This window comes from Acinetobacter sp. MB5, assembly GCF_003261585.1.
Taxonomy (GTDB): Bacteria; Pseudomonadota; Gammaproteobacteria; order Pseudomonadales; family Moraxellaceae; genus Acinetobacter.
Map to the genome: position 1 here is coordinate 154,953 of NZ_POVU01000006.1, position 18,151 is coordinate 173,103.

Sequence of the window (18,151 nt, forward strand, 5' to 3'; positions counted from 1 at the left end):
TAACAAAATTATGACAATCCCTTAAGAAATTTAATAATCCTTACTTATTCCATATATTTCTATACAGCTTAAGTCGTAGAATTACACAAAAAAATAACTTTAAATTAAAATTATTCCAAGATGTTTCTAAAAACAAATTTGTAAATTGCTTATTTTTGTCTATTTTTTATTCAATTCAGTTCTTTGAATATCTGGTTCCCCATTTATAAATAAAAAACATATTTATAAAAACAATAAATAGAACAAGGATGCTCATATGCCAATACCCCATATTTTCGGTTAAAAATCCACCAAACACATAACTTATTCCACTCACGAGTGCCATGATTGATACTTGTAATGTGAAATCTGTAGCTGCAAATTGTGGTCTGCAATACTGCATAATGAGCGTTAACATCACCACCAAAAGCATGGCTGAACAAAATTCTTCAAAAGCATGTAATACATAAATCGTCAGATGCGAGACAGAATTGAACGTTTGCAACTGCATCGCCAACCATGCCATTCCCAATAAACTCAGTACCTTAAAAACACTAAACCAATATAAGGCCCGATTCCGAGACCAAACTCGCAATATCCAAGCTGCAACCAAAGATCCTAAAAGTGCACTCACCGCCCCTAAAATCGAAATATAAAAACCAATCTGCAACAGTGACAGCCCCAAATCCACCATAATGGTTTTCGACATCGGGCCAAACAAGCCATCTGCGACTTTAAAAGTGAGTAGAACCAGTAACCATGCACGTATTTCTTTTTGATCTAAAAAATAAGGTAAATAGGTTCGCCAATTAATTTGATCAACTTTCGCTATATGATGGATAGAATTTGGAGATTGATCCCGATACAACACCATCGGAATTGTATTTAAAAGAACCAAGCCAGCAAGGCACATAAAACTAGACTGCCAGCCAAAATCCCCAACCGCCCAGAGCATTGCACCACCACCCACAATAAAACCCAAACGTGAGCCCATGACTTGCAAGCTATTTCCCCAGTGCTGTTGCTGCTGTTTGAGCAACTTCACTGCCAAACCATCCGTTGCAATATCCTGCGTTGCACCCGCACTATTCAGCAAAAAAAGTAGAATAAAAAACACATACAATTGAGATGGCTGATGCAAAACAGAGAGTGGAAACTTAGCCAATACAACAAGAAATATAATACTTAAAAATTGAGTCACTAAAATCCAGCGGCGAAAGTGCCCCCACTGATCAACCCAAGGTGCCCAAAGGGCTTTAATTGCCCAAGGCATCATCAATAAACCAAAACCACCAATTTTTGCCAAAGACACTCCTTCTGCGCGAAGCAATACAGGCAAGGCATGTGTCATAAACCCAACAGGCAAGCCCTGTGCCCAGTACAGTGAAAATAACAAGACGTATATATTGGGCATAGCCATTCCATTCGGTGAAGCACGAGATTTACAATTTGTAAAAGCATGATCAGCACATCAGTTTACAATGCTTTCCTGTCTAAAATGCATTGATCTATCAACATGAAAGTAAAACGTTTTCCAACATTACCCACTCAATGACCTGCACGTGGCACAGTGCAAAGTCGGGCTTGGTTCCGCCAGTTCTTTTACCTGCAAGGCTGGAGTTTTGAAAGAGAAATTCCAGATTTACCTAAAGGTATCACCATTTTAATGCCGCATTCGTCGAATTATGATGCATGGTATGCCCTGATCAGCATTTTAGGTTTGGGGATGAAAATTTCAGTTTTGGGGAAAGATTCTCTGTTTAAAACCCCACTTAAACCCCTGCTTGAACATGTTGATGTCATCCCCGTTCAACGCAACAAAAACAGTGGATTTACTGAACAAGCCATAAAAATCCTTCAATCCCGTGAGAAAATCTGGTTAGGTCTTGCTCCCGAAGGGACTCGTAAACATGCTCGGCAGATTAAGACAGGGTTTTATCATATTGCAGCTGGCTGCAGGCGTACCGATTGTGATGTTTGCACTCAACTATCAAGATAAAACCTTAGGTTGCCTTGGTTTTATACAACCTAGTGGAAATTACGAACAGGATTTAGAGAAGATTTTAAGCTGCTATCGAGGGCAATTTTCCCCTAAAAATAAACAATGGTTATCTGAGCCTTTACGCAAACTTTTGTAAAAATACTGGTCAATATCTGAAAAGTTTGCTGAGATATGCGCTCTCGTTTTTTCACGCACACGATGCTCGTTCCTATGACACCCAACATAATACGCTGGTCTTGCATTGCCCTACTCGGCACAGGGCTTTTAGGCTGTGATACGCTAGGTTCTAAAAAAGTGCCTACGCCCACAGTGAAACCTCGCGAACCTGTAATTGCACTTGCATTGGGCGGAGGTGGTGCCAAAGGTTTTGCACATATTGGCGTGATTAAAGTTCTTGAATCTCATGGCATTAAGCCAAAGATCGTAACGGGAACCAGTGCAGGCAGCTTCGTCGGCAGCCTGTATGCGAGTGGCAAAACCCCGTATCAGTTACAACAACTTGCTTTTAAGTTAAAAGAGTCCGATCTACGTGACCTGACCTTTAACCGTCAGGGAGTTGTCTTGGGTCAAAAACTCCAAGACTATGTCAACGCCAATGTGGGAAATAAACAAATTCAGCAATTTCCGATTCGATTTTCCGCAGTGGCAACTCGCTTAGACAACGGCAAAAAAACCGAATTTATTCGAGGCAATGCGGGTCAAGCGGTTCGTGCCTCTTGCAGTATTCCCAACGTATTCGTACCTGCCACCATTGCGGGTGTGAAATATGTCGATGGTGGATTGGTCAGCCCAATTCCTGTCAGCACCGCCAAAAGTATGGGCGCAGATATTGTGATTGCAGTCGATATTTCTGCACGTCCAAGTAAAACTGGTGCAGGCAATATGTTTGGCTTACTTGATCAAACCATTAATATTATGGGACAGCAAAGTATTCGACAAGAACTACAGCAAGCAACTGTGGTGATTCAGCCCAAAGTCGGCAATTTAGGTGTCCTCGATTTAAATGAGAGCCAGAATGCTATCTTGGAAGGTGAACAAGCGGCTCAAGCCAAGATTCCTGCGATTGAAGCTGCAATTGCTAACTTTAAAAAATCCCCTGCTGCACTACGCCCTGCACCTCGCCCTCGCTTCTAAAAATATTCAATAAACATATTCTTTACCTGCATCATCTGCTAAATTAAGCTGATGCAGGTGCTGCAAAATAAAACCAAAAAATACAGAGAAAACGTATGCATATCGTAATAGAACCTTGGCACTGGTTTGTTTTAGGCATTGCTTTAATGCTCATTGAACTGATTGTGCCGACTTTTGCCGCGATTTGGTTTGGCATTGCTGCAATTATGGTCAGTATTTTATCTTGGATTTTCCCATGGATGGGTTTAGCCACCCAATTAGTGACATGGAGCATTTTTTCGATCCTGTGCACTGTGCTTTGGTTTAAATTCATCAAACCTTTATCGATTGATAAAACCAAAGCAGGTTTGCCTCGCGAAGCGACCATCGGGCAAATCGGGATGGTGATCCAGACTGGACTCAATCACGATCAAATTAAAGTGAGATTTTCCCTTCCTGTACTCGGCGCTGATGAATGGACTTGCCGTACCACTTCTACTGTTCAAGTGGGCGATCGCGTGATTGTCACTGACATTTTAGGAAACGAGTTGGTCGTACAAAGCTATTCATCAAGCACTTCATCTTCACCACAAGGAAAATAACAATGTCGATTCCAAGTATTATTTTTTTAGCCGTTTTAGTTTTTGTTGCAGTGACGATTTTTAAAGGTGTCCGTATTGTGCCTCAAGGGAACAAGTGGATTGTGCAACGTCTTGGTAAATATCACACCACACTTGGCCCTGGCTTAAGCATTATCATTCCTTATATTGATGATATTGCCTACAAAGTCACCACCAAAGATATTGTGCTGGACATTCCTTCTCAAGAAGTCATCACTCGTGACAATGCGGTATTACTCATGAATGCCTTTGCTTATATCAACTTAACGACACCTGAAAAAGCAGTTTACGGGATTGATAATTTTAGTATTGCGATTCAGAACTTGGTACAAACATCGTTGCGTTCGATTGTTGGTGAAATGGATCTGGATGATGCTTTATCATCACGTGATCATATTAAAGCAAAACTGAAAGCAGCCATTTCTGATGATATTGCTGACTGGGGAATTACTTTAAAAACGGTTGAAATTCAAGATATTCAACCATCTCCAACGATGCAAGCTGCCATGGAAGCCCAAGCAGCAGCGGAACGTCAACGCCGCGCGGCGGTAACCAAAGCAGATGGTGAGAAACAAGCAGCGATTTTAGAAGCTGAGGGTCGTTTGGAAGCATCACGTCGTGATGCCGAAGCCCAAGTCGTCTTGGCTGAAGCTTCGCAAAAAGCGATTACTATGGTCAGCTCTGCCGTAGGTGAAAAAGAAATTCCTGTGTCTTACTTGCTCGGTGAACAGTACATTAAAGCCATGCAAGACATGTCGAAATCCAATAATGCCAAAACTGTGGTGCTTCCTGCCGATGTACTCAACACCATCCGCGGGATTATGGGACGTGACCTAAGATAATCACTTAGAAAATAAAAAAGCGGCTGATGCCGCTTTTTTAATGTGCTCTTGCCAGTAAAAACTGGGTAATTGCATAGAGTTGCTGAGCATCTTCACCAAAATGGCTTAAGGCTTTTAGGGCTTGGTCATGGAGTTGCTGTGCATAGGCTTGTGCAGCATCTAAGCCCAACAATGCAGGGTAAGTCGATTTCTCAACTTCAAGATCTTTCCCTGCCGTCTTACCTAAGACTTCAGTATCGGCTGTAATATCCAAAATATCATCTTGCACTTGAAAGGCCAGACCAATCGCCTGACCAAACTGACGCAATTGAGGAATAGCAGGATCTGTACCTTTAAAAATAGTCACCGCCGCCATCATGATTGCCGCCTGAATCAGAGCACCTGTTTTGTTGCGGTGAATATTTTCCAGTGCTTCCTGATCAACCCGCTTTCCTTCAGCTTGTAAATCAAGCACTTGACCACTGACCATTTTTGAACTGGCAGTCGCCAAAATCTGCATTTGTTTTAAAACAATACTTGGCTCAATCACGACACCTGTATCGAATAAACGGCTACCAAGTACTTCATACGCCATCGACTGCAACACATCACCAGCCAGCAAAGCCGTATCTTCCCCAAAAGCGACATGACAAGTTGGCTGTCCACGGCGCAATGAGTCATTGTCCATACATGGCAAATCATCATGTGCCAATGAATAGCAGTGAATCAGTTCCACTGCAACCGCAGCACGGCGTACTGCCGCCGATGGTGCATGAGTCTGTAAAGCGGCTGTGGCATAACACAGTGCAGGACGCACTCGCTTACCGCCCAGCATGACTGCATGATAGACCGCCCCTTTTAAAGGTTCTGGCAATGCAAAAGCATCCAGCGCTAAAGTGAGGTCTTGCTGAATTTGTTGCTGTGCAGATTTTAAAACGTCTGCGGATATGGATGCGAGTGTTGACACATCTGCCTCGGACATATAGAAATTACGCTTTTTTGACGAATTCTGATTTAAGTTTCATGGCGCCAATCCCTGTGATTTTACAGTCAATATTGTGACCATCAGTGGCATCGGCAAGTAAGCGAATATTTTTAACTTTTGTACCGACTTTAACGACTGAAGATGAACCTTTAACTTTTAAATCTTTGATGACTGTAACGCTGTCACCATCTTGTAAGGGTTGACCATGTGCATCTACAATCTGTGCGCTGCTTTCAGTCGCTGCTTCGCCTTCTTTCCATTCATAAGAACATTCTGGACAGATCAATAAATCACCATCAGCATAGGTATATTCTGACTGACACTTTGGGCAAGCAGGAATGGTCATGTAATCAACCTCAAAATAAAAGGCATTATCGCCTGAATGTTGATTTTTTTCAAAAATATCTGAACATCTCTAATAAAATGTACAACTTAAGCTTCAAAACGGACATTTTTTAATCAAAAAATATTGATGTTTTTCAAAAAGTTATAATACAAAGGTCGCACATCGATGAGTCACGCTTAACGCTAGGCTAAATTATAGCAATCTATTACAATACAAAATCTTGTGGATTACTGAGCATACGATTTTGAGTAACGAGTCATCGAAATTACAGCGTGGCTTAAAGAACAGACATATCCAACTGATTGCAATGGGTGGTGCAATTGGTACGGGTCTGTTTCTAGGCTCCGCACAAGTCATCCAATCTGCTGGGCCATCAATTATTTTAGGCTATGCAATTGGTGGTTTAATTGCTTTTTTAATTATGCGTCAACTGGGGGAAATGATTGTTCATGAACCAACAACAGGTTCGTTCAGTCACTTTGCGTATAAGTATTGGGGAAATTTTCCAGGCTTCTTAACAGGCTGGAATTACTGGATTTTATATATTCTGGTAGCAATGTCCGAACTGACCGCTGTTGCTAAATATATTAACTATTGGTGGCCATTTATCCCTGCGTGGGTGTCAGTATTGTTCTTCTTTATTGTCATTACCCTTGTGAACTTGGGTAATGTCAAATTCTATGGAGAATCTGAATTCTGGCTGGCGATCATTAAAGTCACGGCTGTGATTGCCATGATTATTTTCGGCATCGTGCTATTGGTAACGGCTGATCCAAGCTCAGGTTCAACCATTACTAACCTTTGGACACATGGCGGTTTCTTCCCGAAAGGTTTTGATGGCTTATTTTACATGCTGGCCTTCATTATGTTTGCCTTCGGCGGGATTGAACTGATCGGGATGGCAGCAGCCGAAGCTGAACAGCCAGAGAAAACCATTCCGAAAGCCATTAATCAGGTGGTTTTCCGTGTTCTGATTTTCTATGTCGGTTCACTGACGATTTTATTATCGCTTGTGCCTTGGGATAAACTGGAACTTGGTGGTTTAGATAAAAGCCCATTCGTGATGATTTTCAGCCAGTTAGGTATTGGCTGGGCAGCAAGTATTTTAAACTTCATTATCTTAACGGCTGCACTTTCTGTGTATAACAGTGGTATGTATGCCAATAGCCGTATGTTGTTTGGTCTAGCTGAACAAGGTAATGCGCCAAAAGTGTTCCTGAAAGTCAATAAAAGCGGCACACCAATTCCTGCGGTGTTGTTCTCTGCATTGTTGATTTTCGCGTGTGTATTGCTGAACTACTTTGTTCCTGAAGATGCTTTAGGACACTTGATGTATATCGTGGTCGGTGCTTTGGTACTGAACTGGGCAATGATTGCCTTGACTCACTTGAACTTCAAAAAAGTGGTTATTGCTGAAGGGATTAAAACCAAATATCCATCATTCTTATACCCAATCACGAACTACATCGTTTTAGGGTTTATTGCTGTTGTACTCTACATTATGTGGATGCAAGGCTTTAAAGAGTCGGTGATTATGATTCCAATCTGGATCGTGCTCATGTTTGTACTCTATAAAATGCTTGCAGCGAAAAAATCTTGATGAGAATGGGTTTATTCACGATTTGAGAAAATGAATAAACCCAATTTTCTGAGTATTTTTAAAAAGTTATTGTCATACAATAACTTTTTTTTTATTTAAGTTTACGGTAGAGTAATGCCTGAGTTGCGGTCTTAGCTTAACTGGATAGAGCAGTTGCCTCCTAAGCGACCGACGTGGGTTCGAGTCCCGCAGACCGCACCATTTCCAACATATCTTGAGCTATGCTTTAGCTCAGTATTACTTAAAAATAATACATATCATCAATCTACTGCATCCTCTCCTATTTAATCGGAATCATTAAATGCTCGTAAGGTGTTCCAAACCACATCACATATGGAACCGAAGTATCGGGTTGTTTATGTTTAGGATACATATCGTAAAAGCTTTGAGATGCACCAACAATCATGATATGTGGGCCCGTTTTAATCCAGTGATTGCCAGCCGTTGGTTTAGTTGCATAAGGATCAATATTACTCGCATCTGTTCCACCTGCGAGCATATACATCAACCCCATTTTTCCTTTTGGAGGAGTCTTGTGCATCATCCATGCATTAGCCCACTCCAATGAAGCTGGATCCATACACATCGGGTCTGGCCCAGGTGTTGTTGGGTTATCTGGCATACAGGTAAAATTATTGTGTCCTTTACGCAAAGTCTGCATATGACCCTGAGCATCTATAAAAACGATAGTTGCCATTGCACTGACTTTTTTAGGTGCTGCACTCATCGCACTCGCAATCATATGTTTTTTCTGCATTGAAGCTTTCCAACTCGACATATGTTTACTATGCATTGCTTCATCTGCATAAGTCACTGATGTTGCCAGCATTACACTAGCCGCAACAATCAATACTTTGGAAAAATTCATCACACGCTCCTTGTATTGTGAATAGAACCATTTCATCAATAGCGTTAAATTGACAAAACATTCGCTATGCAACAACTCTAAATTCCATAGATAAGTAGCCACATAAGCATGTTTTAAAAGGCGAACTCTATTTGTTTTATTAATGTCTAAAAAGAAAATATAGATTCGCCAGATCCTGATTATTTTTTATTCATTTTTATTTTTTCGTCAACTCAATGGACGATAAACCGAAAGATCTATAACAAATAAAATTATTAATACACAGTAACTTACAAACCAAAATAAGCTATATGCTTTAAAAGTTAAGTGATATATAACTTGATATTTTCGCGATGCAAAAAAGAATGATCTAAAGAATTTCAGTGTGCTTAACGGCCTTAAAATAAACTTTTCATTGCGATGTAAACACGTTAACTTTCTTTTAAATCATCCTTAAGAATTGAATCAATCACGTGACTTTATGAGTCGTATTTAGATCCAATTAGATATAAATCCTAAATGCTTGGATCCTCACAAGCCACTTTCACTTTCTTTTTACGAGTCCACTTCATTTCACTTAAAATTACGCCGAACACCACACACAATCCACCAAGTAATGCCATAACACCCAAACGTTCCCCAGCTAAACGCCCAAATATACCAGCCCACACAGGTTCCCCCGCATAAATAATTGCAGCTTGAGCAGAATCCACTGAACGTTGTGCCCAGTTCATGGTGAGTTGAATCGCAGCACTTGCCAAGCCCATACCAATAGCCGTAAGGCATAATGTCCAACTAAAAGCAGGAATATGCGTTTCTCCGATCACAGGCATACTGATAAAGGCACATAATGATGCAATTGCAAGCTGAATCACGGTGACACGCTGTGCATTGACCTTCCCTGCAAAATGCCCAATCCAAATAATTTCCATGGCAATCGCGATTGCACCAAATAAAGTGACGATTTGACCTGAATTTAACTGAATGGATGAAAAGCCATTCCCTGTTAAAAGCATCAAGCCCACAAACGCTAAAGCCGCTGCACACCACATCATAGGTTTTGGATATTTCTTAAAAATCAGCAATTGTAAAATCGGGACCATCGGCACATACAATGCAGTTAAAAATGCCGACTCACTACTGGGAATCGTTTTTAAACCAATCGTTTGAGACCCATAGCCAATCGCGATCATTAAACCAATACCAACTCCTGCGACCATATCCTGTCGAGTCATTCCTTTGAGCAACTTCCAAGACAATAGCAACATGATGCTTGCGGCTGCAGCAAAACGACAGCCAACGAAGAACATCGGTGAGCTTGCAGTCAATGCATGTTGTACCACTAAAAAAGTCCCGCCCCACACGATGGTGATGACAATCAAGGACAATTGAGGCGCATAACGCTGTATGAATGATTTTGACATGACAGGATCTAAAGTGTGCAATATATTGCACATCATATAAGCATTTTATCTTTTGTGCAATATATTGCACAGCTGTGCTACACTGCGATTTTTCGCAGACAGCTCAACGGTAAAATGACATGACACAACAGGGAATTTTGGAATATGTCAGTGACAACCTGAAACGCTTACGCGAACAGCATCAATTAAGTCAGCAACAATTAGCTGACCTTGCTAGTGTCAGTCGACGTACCATTGCAGGTTTAGAATCTGGGGAAATGAACATTAGCCTGACCAAACTGGCTGCAATTGCCAGTGTCTTAGATGTTTCTTTTGCAGAATTGGTCAGTTCACCAGCGGCAAAAAATCCACATATTCATCAAGTCAAAACATGGCAAAGTGCCAATGGAAAAAGTTTTGCAGAACTCAACTGCTCCGCGCCCGCGCAGCAGCAAGTTGAACTTTGGACATGGTCTTTAGCAAGTGGTGAAGTCTATGAAGCCGAAGCCGACCCACAAGGCTGGAGTGAATTGTTATATGTAGTACACGGCACGCTAACACTTACTTTAGACAAAGTACAACACCAACTCGGTGCAGGTTCATCCTTTGTTTATGCCAGTTCAGTTCCCTATCGCTATGCCAATTTAGGAACTGAACCGTTGCTCTTTACGCGTACTGTGGCTTATTGATTTGAAGGTGCTGACATAAAATCAGGACGCTTCACCATCAAAAAGCAGAGAATACAACCGAGCAAGCCTAGACAGCCGCCCACCATGCCAATTGATTGCAAGCCATAATGCAGACTAATGATACTACCGAGTAATGCTCCACCACCAATTCCGACATTATAGAGTCCTGAAAATAGCGACATGGCAACATCCGTGGCATCGGATGCCAGTTGCAATACACGTGATTGTAAAGACAAGCCAAAACTCATAATGGCAATGCCCCACAACACGGTTAAGCCCATTAAACTCATGACATGAGATGCAAAGGGTAAAAGCAGCAACATGGAAATGCTGATGCCTAAACTGGATGCCATCACAAAAGTTCGTGGTAGTTTTCGACTAAAACGGCTAAATAAAATCGAGGCCAAAATACCCGAACCACCATAAATCAATAAAATTGCTGTGGTCTGAGTCGATTGAAAATGCGCGATATGCAATGTAAAGGGTTCAATATAGCTATAAGCCGTAAATTGTGCCGTAATCACCACAATCGTTGCCAAATACAGAAGCACCAATGCAGGACGTTTCATGAGCACAGGTAAGCTACTAAATGAACCCGAATTTTGACTCGGTAATTTTGGCAGTGTTGTCGCCAGCACCAACATGGTAAATAGCGCCAAAGCTGCAATCAGTGCAAAAGTATTGCGCCAACCAAATAACTCACCCACCACGCGCCCAAAAGGAATTCCTAGCACCAATGCCAACACGGTTCCTGTAGACAGTAAACCCAATGCCTGAACGCCCTTCCCGACAGGTGCAACCCGAACAGCAAGAGAAGCCGTAATTGACCAGAAAATGGCATGCGCAAAAGCAATCCCAATTCGACTAATCAATAAAATCACAAAATTATGAGCCACACTGGAAAGCAGATGACTCATCATAAACAACAAAAAAATCGATAATAATAAAGCTTTACGCTCCATATTACGGGTAATCAGCATCATGGGAAGTGACGCTAAAGCCACAACCCATGCATAAATGGTGAGCATAATGCCGACTTCTGCAGCCCGCATATTGAAACTTTGTGCAATGTCACTCAAGAGAGCAACTGGCACAAATTCAGTGGTATTAAAAATAAAAGCGGCCAAAGCGAGTGCAATAACACTAATCCAGCTTCCTTGCTGCGCTGGCTGTGTAGATATAGACATAAAATTCGCTAAAAAATTAAGGGCCAAGTTTGCTGTTTAATTATAGCGTTAAGTCAAAAATACAGTATGCTTTTTACATAAAAAAGTTGATTAATTCACTTGGTTTTTAGTTCTAGTTTTCTTTTAACTCCGAATGCTTTTCATTGAGCAAAAATTGAATCAATCTACTTGATTTTTCCATCTTAGAAAACACATAAACTCATGACTTATCTTAAAAAAAATAACTCAGCCTATTTTTTATCAGCATCCGAATTTTAAAAAATGATAAAGAAAACACGCTGTTTTTTTATTGCTGATCCAATATCGAGAAGCATTAAGAATTTAGGTATCATAGCAACAGCTTTCTCAATTTAAGATGATATTAATTAAACCGATTTTACTTATAAGTATTTACCTTTTATTTATCATCGCATTTTGTGCTTTACTTAAATTCATTTTGACTTTATCTCTGTCTTATTGATGAGCCTCCAAGCCAACAGCCAGGAATAACCATGACCGACACCATTCCATCTATTGATCTGATTGATGCACTTGCTGCTGAATACACAGACAAATCGCCAAGTGAAATTCTTGAGCTTGCTTTAAACCAACAAGGTGAAGTTGCCATTTCTTTTTCAGGTGCAGAAGATGTGGTGCTGATTGACATGGCCTATCGCCTGCGTAAGCCATTTCGTGTGTTTAGCCTCGACACTGGACGCCTACACCCAGAAACTTACCAGTTCCTCGAAGCTGTTCGTAAATTTTATAAAATTGATATTGAAATTTGCTTCCCTGAAGCTGAAGCGGTACAAAAACTGGTCACAGAAAAAGGCATGTTCAGTTTCTATCAAGATGACCACAAAGAATGTTGTGGCATTCGCAAGGTTCAGCCACTTCGCAAAAAACTCGCAACGCTTGATGGCTGGATCACAGGTCAACGCAAAGACCAAAGCCCAGGTACACGAAATGAAATCCCTGTAATTCAAGCCGATGCTGGTTTCTCAGGCCCAGGTAAGCAACTGATTAAGTACAATCCGCTTGCGAACTGGTCAAGTGCCGATGTCTGGAACTATATCCGCATGATGGAAATTCCATACAACTCACTGCATGAACGTGGCTTTACCTCGATTGGTTGTGAACCATGTACTCGCCCAGTTCTTCCAAATCAACATGAACGTGAAGGTCGCTGGTGGTGGGAAGAAGCCACCCACAAAGAATGTGGCTTACATGCAGGCAATTTAAAACCATAATTTGTCGTAGATCCTTACATATCACCACTGCTTTGCAGTGGTTTTTTATCTATACTGAAAGTTCGAGCGTATAAACTGATTTTTCAGCATGTATCGTTTTACTTATAACAAAAGTCAGCAAAAATAGAATGGCAATCAGTCATATACTGATAGAGATGCATAGGCAGTGAGGCACAACGTAATGCGACCATTACACCCAATCGACTTTATTTTTTTATCTTTAGAAAAAAGACAGCAGCCTATGCATGTGGGAGGACTGTTTTTATTCCAGATTCCGAAGAATTCACCTTCGACCTTTATTCAAGATTTGGTTGCAGATATTCGCAATTCAAAATGTAAACCTGTTCCACCATTTAACAACAAGGTCAATGGTCTGTTCTGGGATGAAGATGAAGATTTTGATCTAGATCATCATTTCCGACATATCGCCCTGCCACACCCTGGGCGTATCCGTGAGTTACTGGTCTATATTTCACAAGAACATGGCACTTTAATTGATCGTGCCAAGCCGCTTTGGACTTGTACCATTATTGAAGGGATTGAAGGCAATCGCTTTGCCATGTACTTCAAAATCCATCATGCCATGGTGGATGGTGTAGCCAGTATGCGTCTGATGGAAAAATCTTTCGCCAAAGATCCGAATATCCATAGCATTGTTCCACCATGGTGTATTGAAAAACGTCGGTCACAGTCAGATAAAAAGAATCCGATTCGCCAACTCAACTCGAAATTCACCCATTTCAAGCAAAAAATGAGCATTGTGCCTGGTGTTTACCATGAACTGGCTCAGGCAGTACATGATCGTCGTCATGACCCTGACTATGTTTCAAGTTTTCAAGCCCCTGCCTGTATTCTAAACCAACGGGTTAGTGCTTCACGCCGCTTTGCAGCTCAATCCTTTAACCTTGACCGATTCCGTCGCATTGCAAAAGCGCTGCAAATTACACTCAATGATGTTATTTTATCGGTTTGTTCAGGCGCACTTCGGGAATACTTGCTCAGTTTAAATAGCTTGCCTGAAAAACCGTTAATTGCGATGGTGCCAACATCAATCCGTTCTGATGACTCTGATACCAGCAATCGCATCACGATGATACTTGCCAATCTTGCAACGCATATCAGTGATCCAGTTGAACGTGCCAAAATCATTTCTCGCAGCGTCAGCAATTCAAAAAATCGTTTTAAGCGCATGAACCAAGAGCAAATCCTAGGTTATAGCGCTTTTGTCTATGCAGCAGCAGGCTTAAATATCATTTCTGGACTCATGCCAAAGCATCAGGCGTTTAACTTGGTGATTTCCAACGTTCCTGGCCCACGTGAGCCTTTATACTGGAATGGTGCGAAACTCGAAGCTCTTTACCCTGCTTCGGTAGTCTTTGATGGTCAGGCACTCAACATTACCTTAACCAGTTATTTAAATAAACTTGAAGTGGGAATTGTGGCATGTCGTAATACTTTACCGAAAGTGCAAAGTTTACTGGTGTTGCTTGAACAAGAGATTCAAAATTACGAGCGTTGCCTAGAATTAGAACCATCTCAAAACAGTCATCATAAAACACATTTAAAACAGGTCGGTTAAAGAGAACCAATCAGACAAAATAAAAGGGCGTCTCAATCGCCCTTTTATTTTAGCTTTTTACTGTACGGCATTGCTCAAGCAATTTAATACAAATATCTTGTACCATTGAAGTGGTGATTTGCACTTCTTTACCGTGCTCGTCCACCATATAACAATCATTTTTAACAGGATGCTGTTCTGGATTTGGTTGGGTATGATTTGTCAAATTAATGTCTTCTCTCATATGCATTTTCAACTCCCCATCTGGCTCAGACTAAAAGGTCTTTGACTACTGGCTTAGGTATAGTATTGAGAAATGCATAATGAAAGTAAACAGTGAGTTGTAACAAGGCTTATGCGAAATTCTGTTACAAAATCAACTAAGAATGATATCGTATTGCTCTTGCGTATAGAGGTTTTCCACCTGAAATTTGATTATTCGGTTAATAAAGTGCTCTAAATCGGCCACTGCTGGCGCTTCCGCTGTTAACAATTTATCAATCACAGATGGATGTGCAACAACGGTAAATCCCGCTTGTGACTGATAGGCACGTGCATAACGTAAAATTTCACGGAAGATTTCATAACATACGGTTTCTGCCGTTTTGACAAAACCACGCCCCTGACAGGTTGGACATGACTCACACAGCAAATGCTCTAATGATTCACGCGTCCGTTTACGCGTCATTTCCACAAGCCCAAGCTCAGAGACTTGGGTAATCTTGGTTTTGGCATGATCACGCTCTAGCATGCGCTCGAACTGTTTCATGACTTCATCGCGATGCGTTGCTTCCTGCATGTCGATAAAGTCAATAATGATGATGCCACCCAAATTACGCAAACGGAGCTGACGTGCTATGACTTGAGTCGCTTCCATATTGGTTTTAAAGACAGTGTCTTCTAAGCTACGACCACCGACATAAGAGCCTGTATTCACATCAATCGTGGTCATGGCTTCAGTCTGGTCGATCATCAAATAACCGCCAGATTTGAGCGCTACACGTGTTTGCAAGGCCTTTTGAATATCTTCTTCGACATTGTACAAGTCAAATAAAGGACGCTCACCTGGATAATGAATCAGGCGACTTTGCATTTCAGGCATAAATTCCTGAATAAAGTCTTTGAGCTTGGCATGAATTTCACGTGAATCAATACAAATCTTACTGGTTGATTCAGAGGCCAGATCACGCACAATCCGTTGATGTAATGGTAATTCTTCAAAAATCAGTGAAGGTACTGCAATTATTTTTTGCTTACGCTGAATATATTCCCAAAGCTTTGCCAGATAATTCATATCTTGGGCAATCGAAGCTTCATCAATCCCTTCTGCTGCAGTACGTACAATCACACTACCTGGGAGCTGATGTTCTTTCTGGATTTTTTCGATTAAGGTACGCAAACGATCACGTTCTTCTTCAGACTCAATACGCTGAGAAACCCCGATATGGTTCCCAAATGGCATGAGTACCAAATAACGTGAAGGAATCGAGAGGTCGGTACTGAGACGAGCCCCTTTCGTGCCGAGCATGTCTTTCATCACCTGAACGGTGAGGATTTGCCCAGGTTGAAGTAGATCAAAAACATTGGGTGTTGGTTGATTTCGTGGCCAGACCATATCGTTGATATGTAAGAATGCTGTTCTCGACAATCCAATATCGACAAAAGCAGCTTGCATACCCGGAAGGACACGCACGACTTTACCTTTATAAATATTTCCGACTAAACCACGTTTGACTGTACGTTCAACAAAGAGTTCGTTGACGGTTCCATTTTCAATTAATGCGACGCGGCATTCCATCGGCGTGACATTAATCAGCAATTCATCTGACATAATAGACTCAAAACATTATAAGAATTTTTGTAAAGCGATCAGTTTAATGCATCGACCGCTTGTAATAGCTGAATAGTCTCATGCAATGGCAGTCCAACCACATTGGTATAACTGCCGATAATGCGAGGAATATACTGCGCTGCCTGCCCTTGTATGGCATAGGCACCTGCTTTCCCCACTGGTTCCCCTGTTGCCCAATAATTTTCCATATCATTTGGCGTGAGCTGTTGAAACTCGACTTGTGTCTGGACAACCCGATCTACTGACTGTTTGGCATTTGTAACACAAACCCCTGTCAAAACATCATGACAACGCCCTGACAGTTTTTGCCAAATAGCAAAAGCATGAGCTTTAGATTCGGGTTTTCCAATAATTTCACCATCGACCGATAAACTGGTATCTGCGGCAATCACTGTTGCGTCGGGAAATTTTTGTAAGACTGCCCACGCTTTCGCTTGAGCCAAACGCGCAACATACTGCACAGCATTTTCATCTGGCAGCACACTTTCATCAATTTCAGGACTAAACACCTCAAACGTCAAACCAAGCTGTAACAACAACTCTTGGCGACGAGGTGAGCTCGAAGCTAAAATTAAATGCGCCATCTTTTCAAGAGATAATATAACACAGGCCAAGTAAAAACACTGCTGATTAATGGAGGCCAGCGGCGCATGATCGGATAGTTCACCCCAACCATGACCTGCGTGATCCATATAAAGACCACATAGGCAATAATCGCAAGAAATGCAATCACCCACAAATTCAGGAAGGATAAAATTCGTCGCTCACGAATAAAATAACGAGCAGCAAAAGTAATCACGACATAAATCAGCGCGTTTTGTCCAAGTGGTGCATCGAGCAATAGGTCAGTAAAAATACCCAAACCAAATGCAAACCAGACTCCACACCATGTTGGCTGACACAGCACCCAAAATAGCATGACCAGCAACATAATCTGTGGTCGCCATGCCGAAACATCATAAGCTAACGGATAAACCGTCAGCACCGATGCAAGCAATGTCGAAATCACAATCCAGATAAATGGATCTTTGGGTTTCTGCGGACGGTAATTAGCGACTAGCATAAGGCTGCTCCTTCGCTAACGAGTCCGAAAACAGTACCACCACATAATGCCCACCAGCCAGTTGTCCTGCTGGAGTTACATTAATCTGTGCAAACTCACCCGAATTGTGGCGCTGAATTTTGGATACTGTTCCCACTAAATAACCTGCTGGGAAATGTTCACCCAAACCTGAAGTATAAACGCGATCACCCACCATAAGATCTGCACTGGTTGGAACATATTGCATTTGCAAGATTCCAGAATCACCTGTCCCCGACACAATCGCACGCATTCCAGTCCGTTCAATACGAATCGACAGCGAGCTTTCTTTATCGGAAAGTAACAAGACACGGGCACTATGTGAGTAGACATCAATAATCTGCCCCATGATACCGTGATCATCCAATACTGTTTGCCCCAAATACAAATGATCTGCTTTACCGCGGTTAATCATAATGATCTGACGTAATGGATCGGCATCGGTCCCAATGACTTCAGCAATTTCCATACGACCATCAATAATTAAAGGGGTATCAAGCAGACCACGCAAACGGGTATTTTCTGCAGAAAGTTCAGAGAGTTTTTGCAGGCGTACTTGTGCTTGTAACAACTCAGCACGCATTGCAGTATTTTCACGACGCAGTTGTTCTTCAGACTTGGTTTGTTGATTCAGCCACTCTCGCGACATGACTGGATAGCTTGCAATGGCATAAATGGGATTATATGCCGCGTACAAGACATCCCTTGCAGGTTGCACTACATGAGGCATGCGCCAATCAAAGAAAAGCACAAGTAAACAGGTAATGACCGCAATAATAAATGAGCGAAAAGATGGCGGTTGTCTTGAAAAAATATTCGGTTGCACCGCCCTGTCCTAT

At 41.7% G+C, this 18,151-nt stretch carries 18 protein-coding genes, 1 tRNA gene and 1 pseudogene; 9 read left to right on the forward strand and 11 right to left on the reverse strand.

The genetic code is table 11. From position 1 onward, the window contains the following. Positions 1–175: 175 nt before the first annotated feature. Positions 176–1,399 carry an MFS transporter gene (locus C1A47_RS09715; RefSeq protein WP_111894812.1) on the reverse strand — a complete coding sequence of 408 codons (1,224 nt, stop codon included), beginning with the start codon at positions 1,397–1,399 and terminating at the stop codon, positions 176–178. Positions 1,400–1,549: 150 nt separating this feature from the next. On the opposite strand from C1A47_RS09715, the pseudogene C1A47_RS09720 reads away from it, so the two are divergent. The 4 genes and pseudogenes from C1A47_RS09720 (at position 1,550) to C1A47_RS09735 (ending at position 4,556) form a co-directional block, all read left to right on the forward strand. After that, positions 1,550–2,117, forward strand: a pseudogene (locus tag C1A47_RS09720) (1-acyl-sn-glycerol-3-phosphate acyltransferase). Positions 2,118–2,191: 74 nt separating this feature from the next. Next, on the forward strand, positions 2,192–3,115 hold the full coding sequence (locus C1A47_RS09725; protein WP_111894814.1) for a patatin-like phospholipase family protein: 924 nt from the start codon (positions 2,192–2,194) through the stop codon (positions 3,113–3,115). Between the two features lie 95 nt (positions 3,116–3,210). After that, entirely contained in the window at positions 3,211–3,696 is a 486-nt protein-coding gene (locus C1A47_RS09730; RefSeq protein ID WP_111894816.1) for an NfeD family protein, read from the forward strand. Between the two features lie 2 nt (positions 3,697–3,698). After that, positions 3,699–4,556 carry an SPFH domain-containing protein gene (locus tag C1A47_RS09735; RefSeq protein ID WP_111894818.1) on the forward strand — a complete coding sequence of 286 codons (858 nt, stop codon included), beginning with the start codon at positions 3,699–3,701 and terminating at the stop codon, positions 4,554–4,556. A 37-nt stretch (positions 4,557–4,593) separates the two neighbouring features. On the opposite strand, the gene C1A47_RS09740 is transcribed toward C1A47_RS09735, so the two are convergent. Beyond that, positions 4,594–5,502, reverse strand: coding sequence for a polyprenyl synthetase family protein (locus tag C1A47_RS09740; RefSeq protein WP_111894900.1), 909 nt, complete (start codon positions 5,500–5,502; stop codon positions 4,594–4,596). Positions 5,503–5,524: 22 nt separating this feature from the next. Then, positions 5,525–5,866 carry a zinc ribbon domain-containing protein YjdM gene (locus C1A47_RS09745; RefSeq protein WP_111894820.1) on the reverse strand — a complete coding sequence of 114 codons (342 nt, stop codon included), beginning with the start codon at positions 5,864–5,866 and terminating at the stop codon, positions 5,525–5,527. A gap of 244 nt (positions 5,867–6,110) precedes the next feature. Here C1A47_RS09745 and C1A47_RS09750 point away from each other — a divergent pair, with 244 nt between their 5' ends. Together C1A47_RS09750 and C1A47_RS09755 are read left to right on the forward strand one after the other, a co-directional pair. After that, a complete protein-coding gene (locus C1A47_RS09750) occupies positions 6,111–7,466 on the forward strand; it encodes an amino acid permease (protein WP_111894901.1) in 1,356 nt (451 codons plus the stop codon). A 125-nt stretch (positions 7,467–7,591) separates the two neighbouring features. Then, positions 7,592–7,667: transfer RNA gene (locus C1A47_RS09755), tRNA-Arg, on the forward strand. Between the two features lie 79 nt (positions 7,668–7,746). Here C1A47_RS09755 and C1A47_RS09760 read toward each other — a convergent pair. Together C1A47_RS09760 and C1A47_RS09765 are read right to left on the reverse strand one after the other, a co-directional pair. After that, positions 7,747–8,334, reverse strand: coding sequence for a hypothetical protein (locus tag C1A47_RS09760; RefSeq protein ID WP_111894822.1), 588 nt, complete (start codon positions 8,332–8,334; stop codon positions 7,747–7,749). A gap of 494 nt (positions 8,335–8,828) precedes the next feature. Next, on the reverse strand, positions 8,829–9,737 hold the full coding sequence (locus C1A47_RS09765) for a DMT family transporter (protein ID WP_111894824.1): 909 nt from the start codon (positions 9,735–9,737) through the stop codon (positions 8,829–8,831). Between the two features lie 119 nt (positions 9,738–9,856). Here C1A47_RS09765 and C1A47_RS09770 point away from each other — a divergent pair, with 119 nt between their 5' ends. Beyond that, positions 9,857–10,405 (forward strand): helix-turn-helix domain-containing protein, encoded by a 549-nt coding sequence (locus C1A47_RS09770; protein ID WP_111894826.1) that lies wholly within the window; start codon positions 9,857–9,859, stop codon positions 10,403–10,405. On the opposite strand, the gene C1A47_RS09775 is transcribed toward C1A47_RS09770, so the two are convergent. Beyond that, positions 10,399–11,592: a sugar transporter gene (locus C1A47_RS09775; RefSeq protein WP_111894828.1), complete on the reverse strand. Its 1,194-nt coding sequence runs from the start codon at positions 11,590–11,592 to the stop codon at positions 10,399–10,401. The two genes, C1A47_RS09770 and C1A47_RS09775, sit on opposite strands and share 7 nt — an antisense overlap. Positions 11,593–12,083: 491 nt before the next feature. Here C1A47_RS09775 and C1A47_RS09780 point away from each other — a divergent pair, with 491 nt between their 5' ends. Continuing rightward, complete coding sequence (locus tag C1A47_RS09780) at positions 12,084–12,821, forward strand: phosphoadenylyl-sulfate reductase (RefSeq protein ID WP_111894830.1); 738 nt, start codon at positions 12,084–12,086, stop codon at positions 12,819–12,821. A 181-nt stretch (positions 12,822–13,002) separates the two neighbouring features. After that, positions 13,003–14,400, forward strand: a complete 1,398-nt coding sequence (locus C1A47_RS09785; protein WP_111894832.1) for a WS/DGAT/MGAT family O-acyltransferase — start codon at positions 13,003–13,005, stop codon at positions 14,398–14,400. Positions 14,401–14,449: 49 nt separating this feature from the next. On the opposite strand, the gene C1A47_RS17675 is transcribed toward C1A47_RS09785, so the two are convergent. From C1A47_RS17675 to mreC, 5 genes are all read right to left on the reverse strand, one after another. Then, the gene (locus tag C1A47_RS17675; RefSeq protein ID WP_162625932.1) at positions 14,450–14,629 is read right to left on the reverse strand and encodes a PA1571 family protein; all 180 of its coding nucleotides are present in this window, start codon (positions 14,627–14,629) and stop codon (positions 14,450–14,452) included. Between the two features lie 126 nt (positions 14,630–14,755). Beyond that, positions 14,756–16,210 carry a ribonuclease G gene (rng, locus tag C1A47_RS09790; protein WP_111894834.1) on the reverse strand — a complete coding sequence of 485 codons (1,455 nt, stop codon included), beginning with the start codon at positions 16,208–16,210 and terminating at the stop codon, positions 14,756–14,758. Between the two features lie 38 nt (positions 16,211–16,248). Next, on the reverse strand, positions 16,249–16,815 hold the full coding sequence (locus tag C1A47_RS09795; protein ID WP_111894836.1) for a Maf family nucleotide pyrophosphatase: 567 nt from the start codon (positions 16,813–16,815) through the stop codon (positions 16,249–16,251). Then, positions 16,803–17,294 carry a rod shape-determining protein MreD gene (gene mreD, locus C1A47_RS09800; protein WP_111894838.1) on the reverse strand — a complete coding sequence of 164 codons (492 nt, stop codon included), beginning with the start codon at positions 17,292–17,294 and terminating at the stop codon, positions 16,803–16,805. The genes C1A47_RS09795 and mreD overlap by 13 nt, the downstream gene beginning before the upstream one ends. Then, complete coding sequence (gene mreC, locus C1A47_RS09805; RefSeq protein WP_111894840.1) at positions 17,281–18,138, reverse strand: rod shape-determining protein MreC; 858 nt, start codon at positions 18,136–18,138, stop codon at positions 17,281–17,283. Before mreC ends, mreD begins: the two co-directional genes overlap by 14 nt. Between the last annotated feature and the right edge of the window lie 13 nt (positions 18,139–18,151).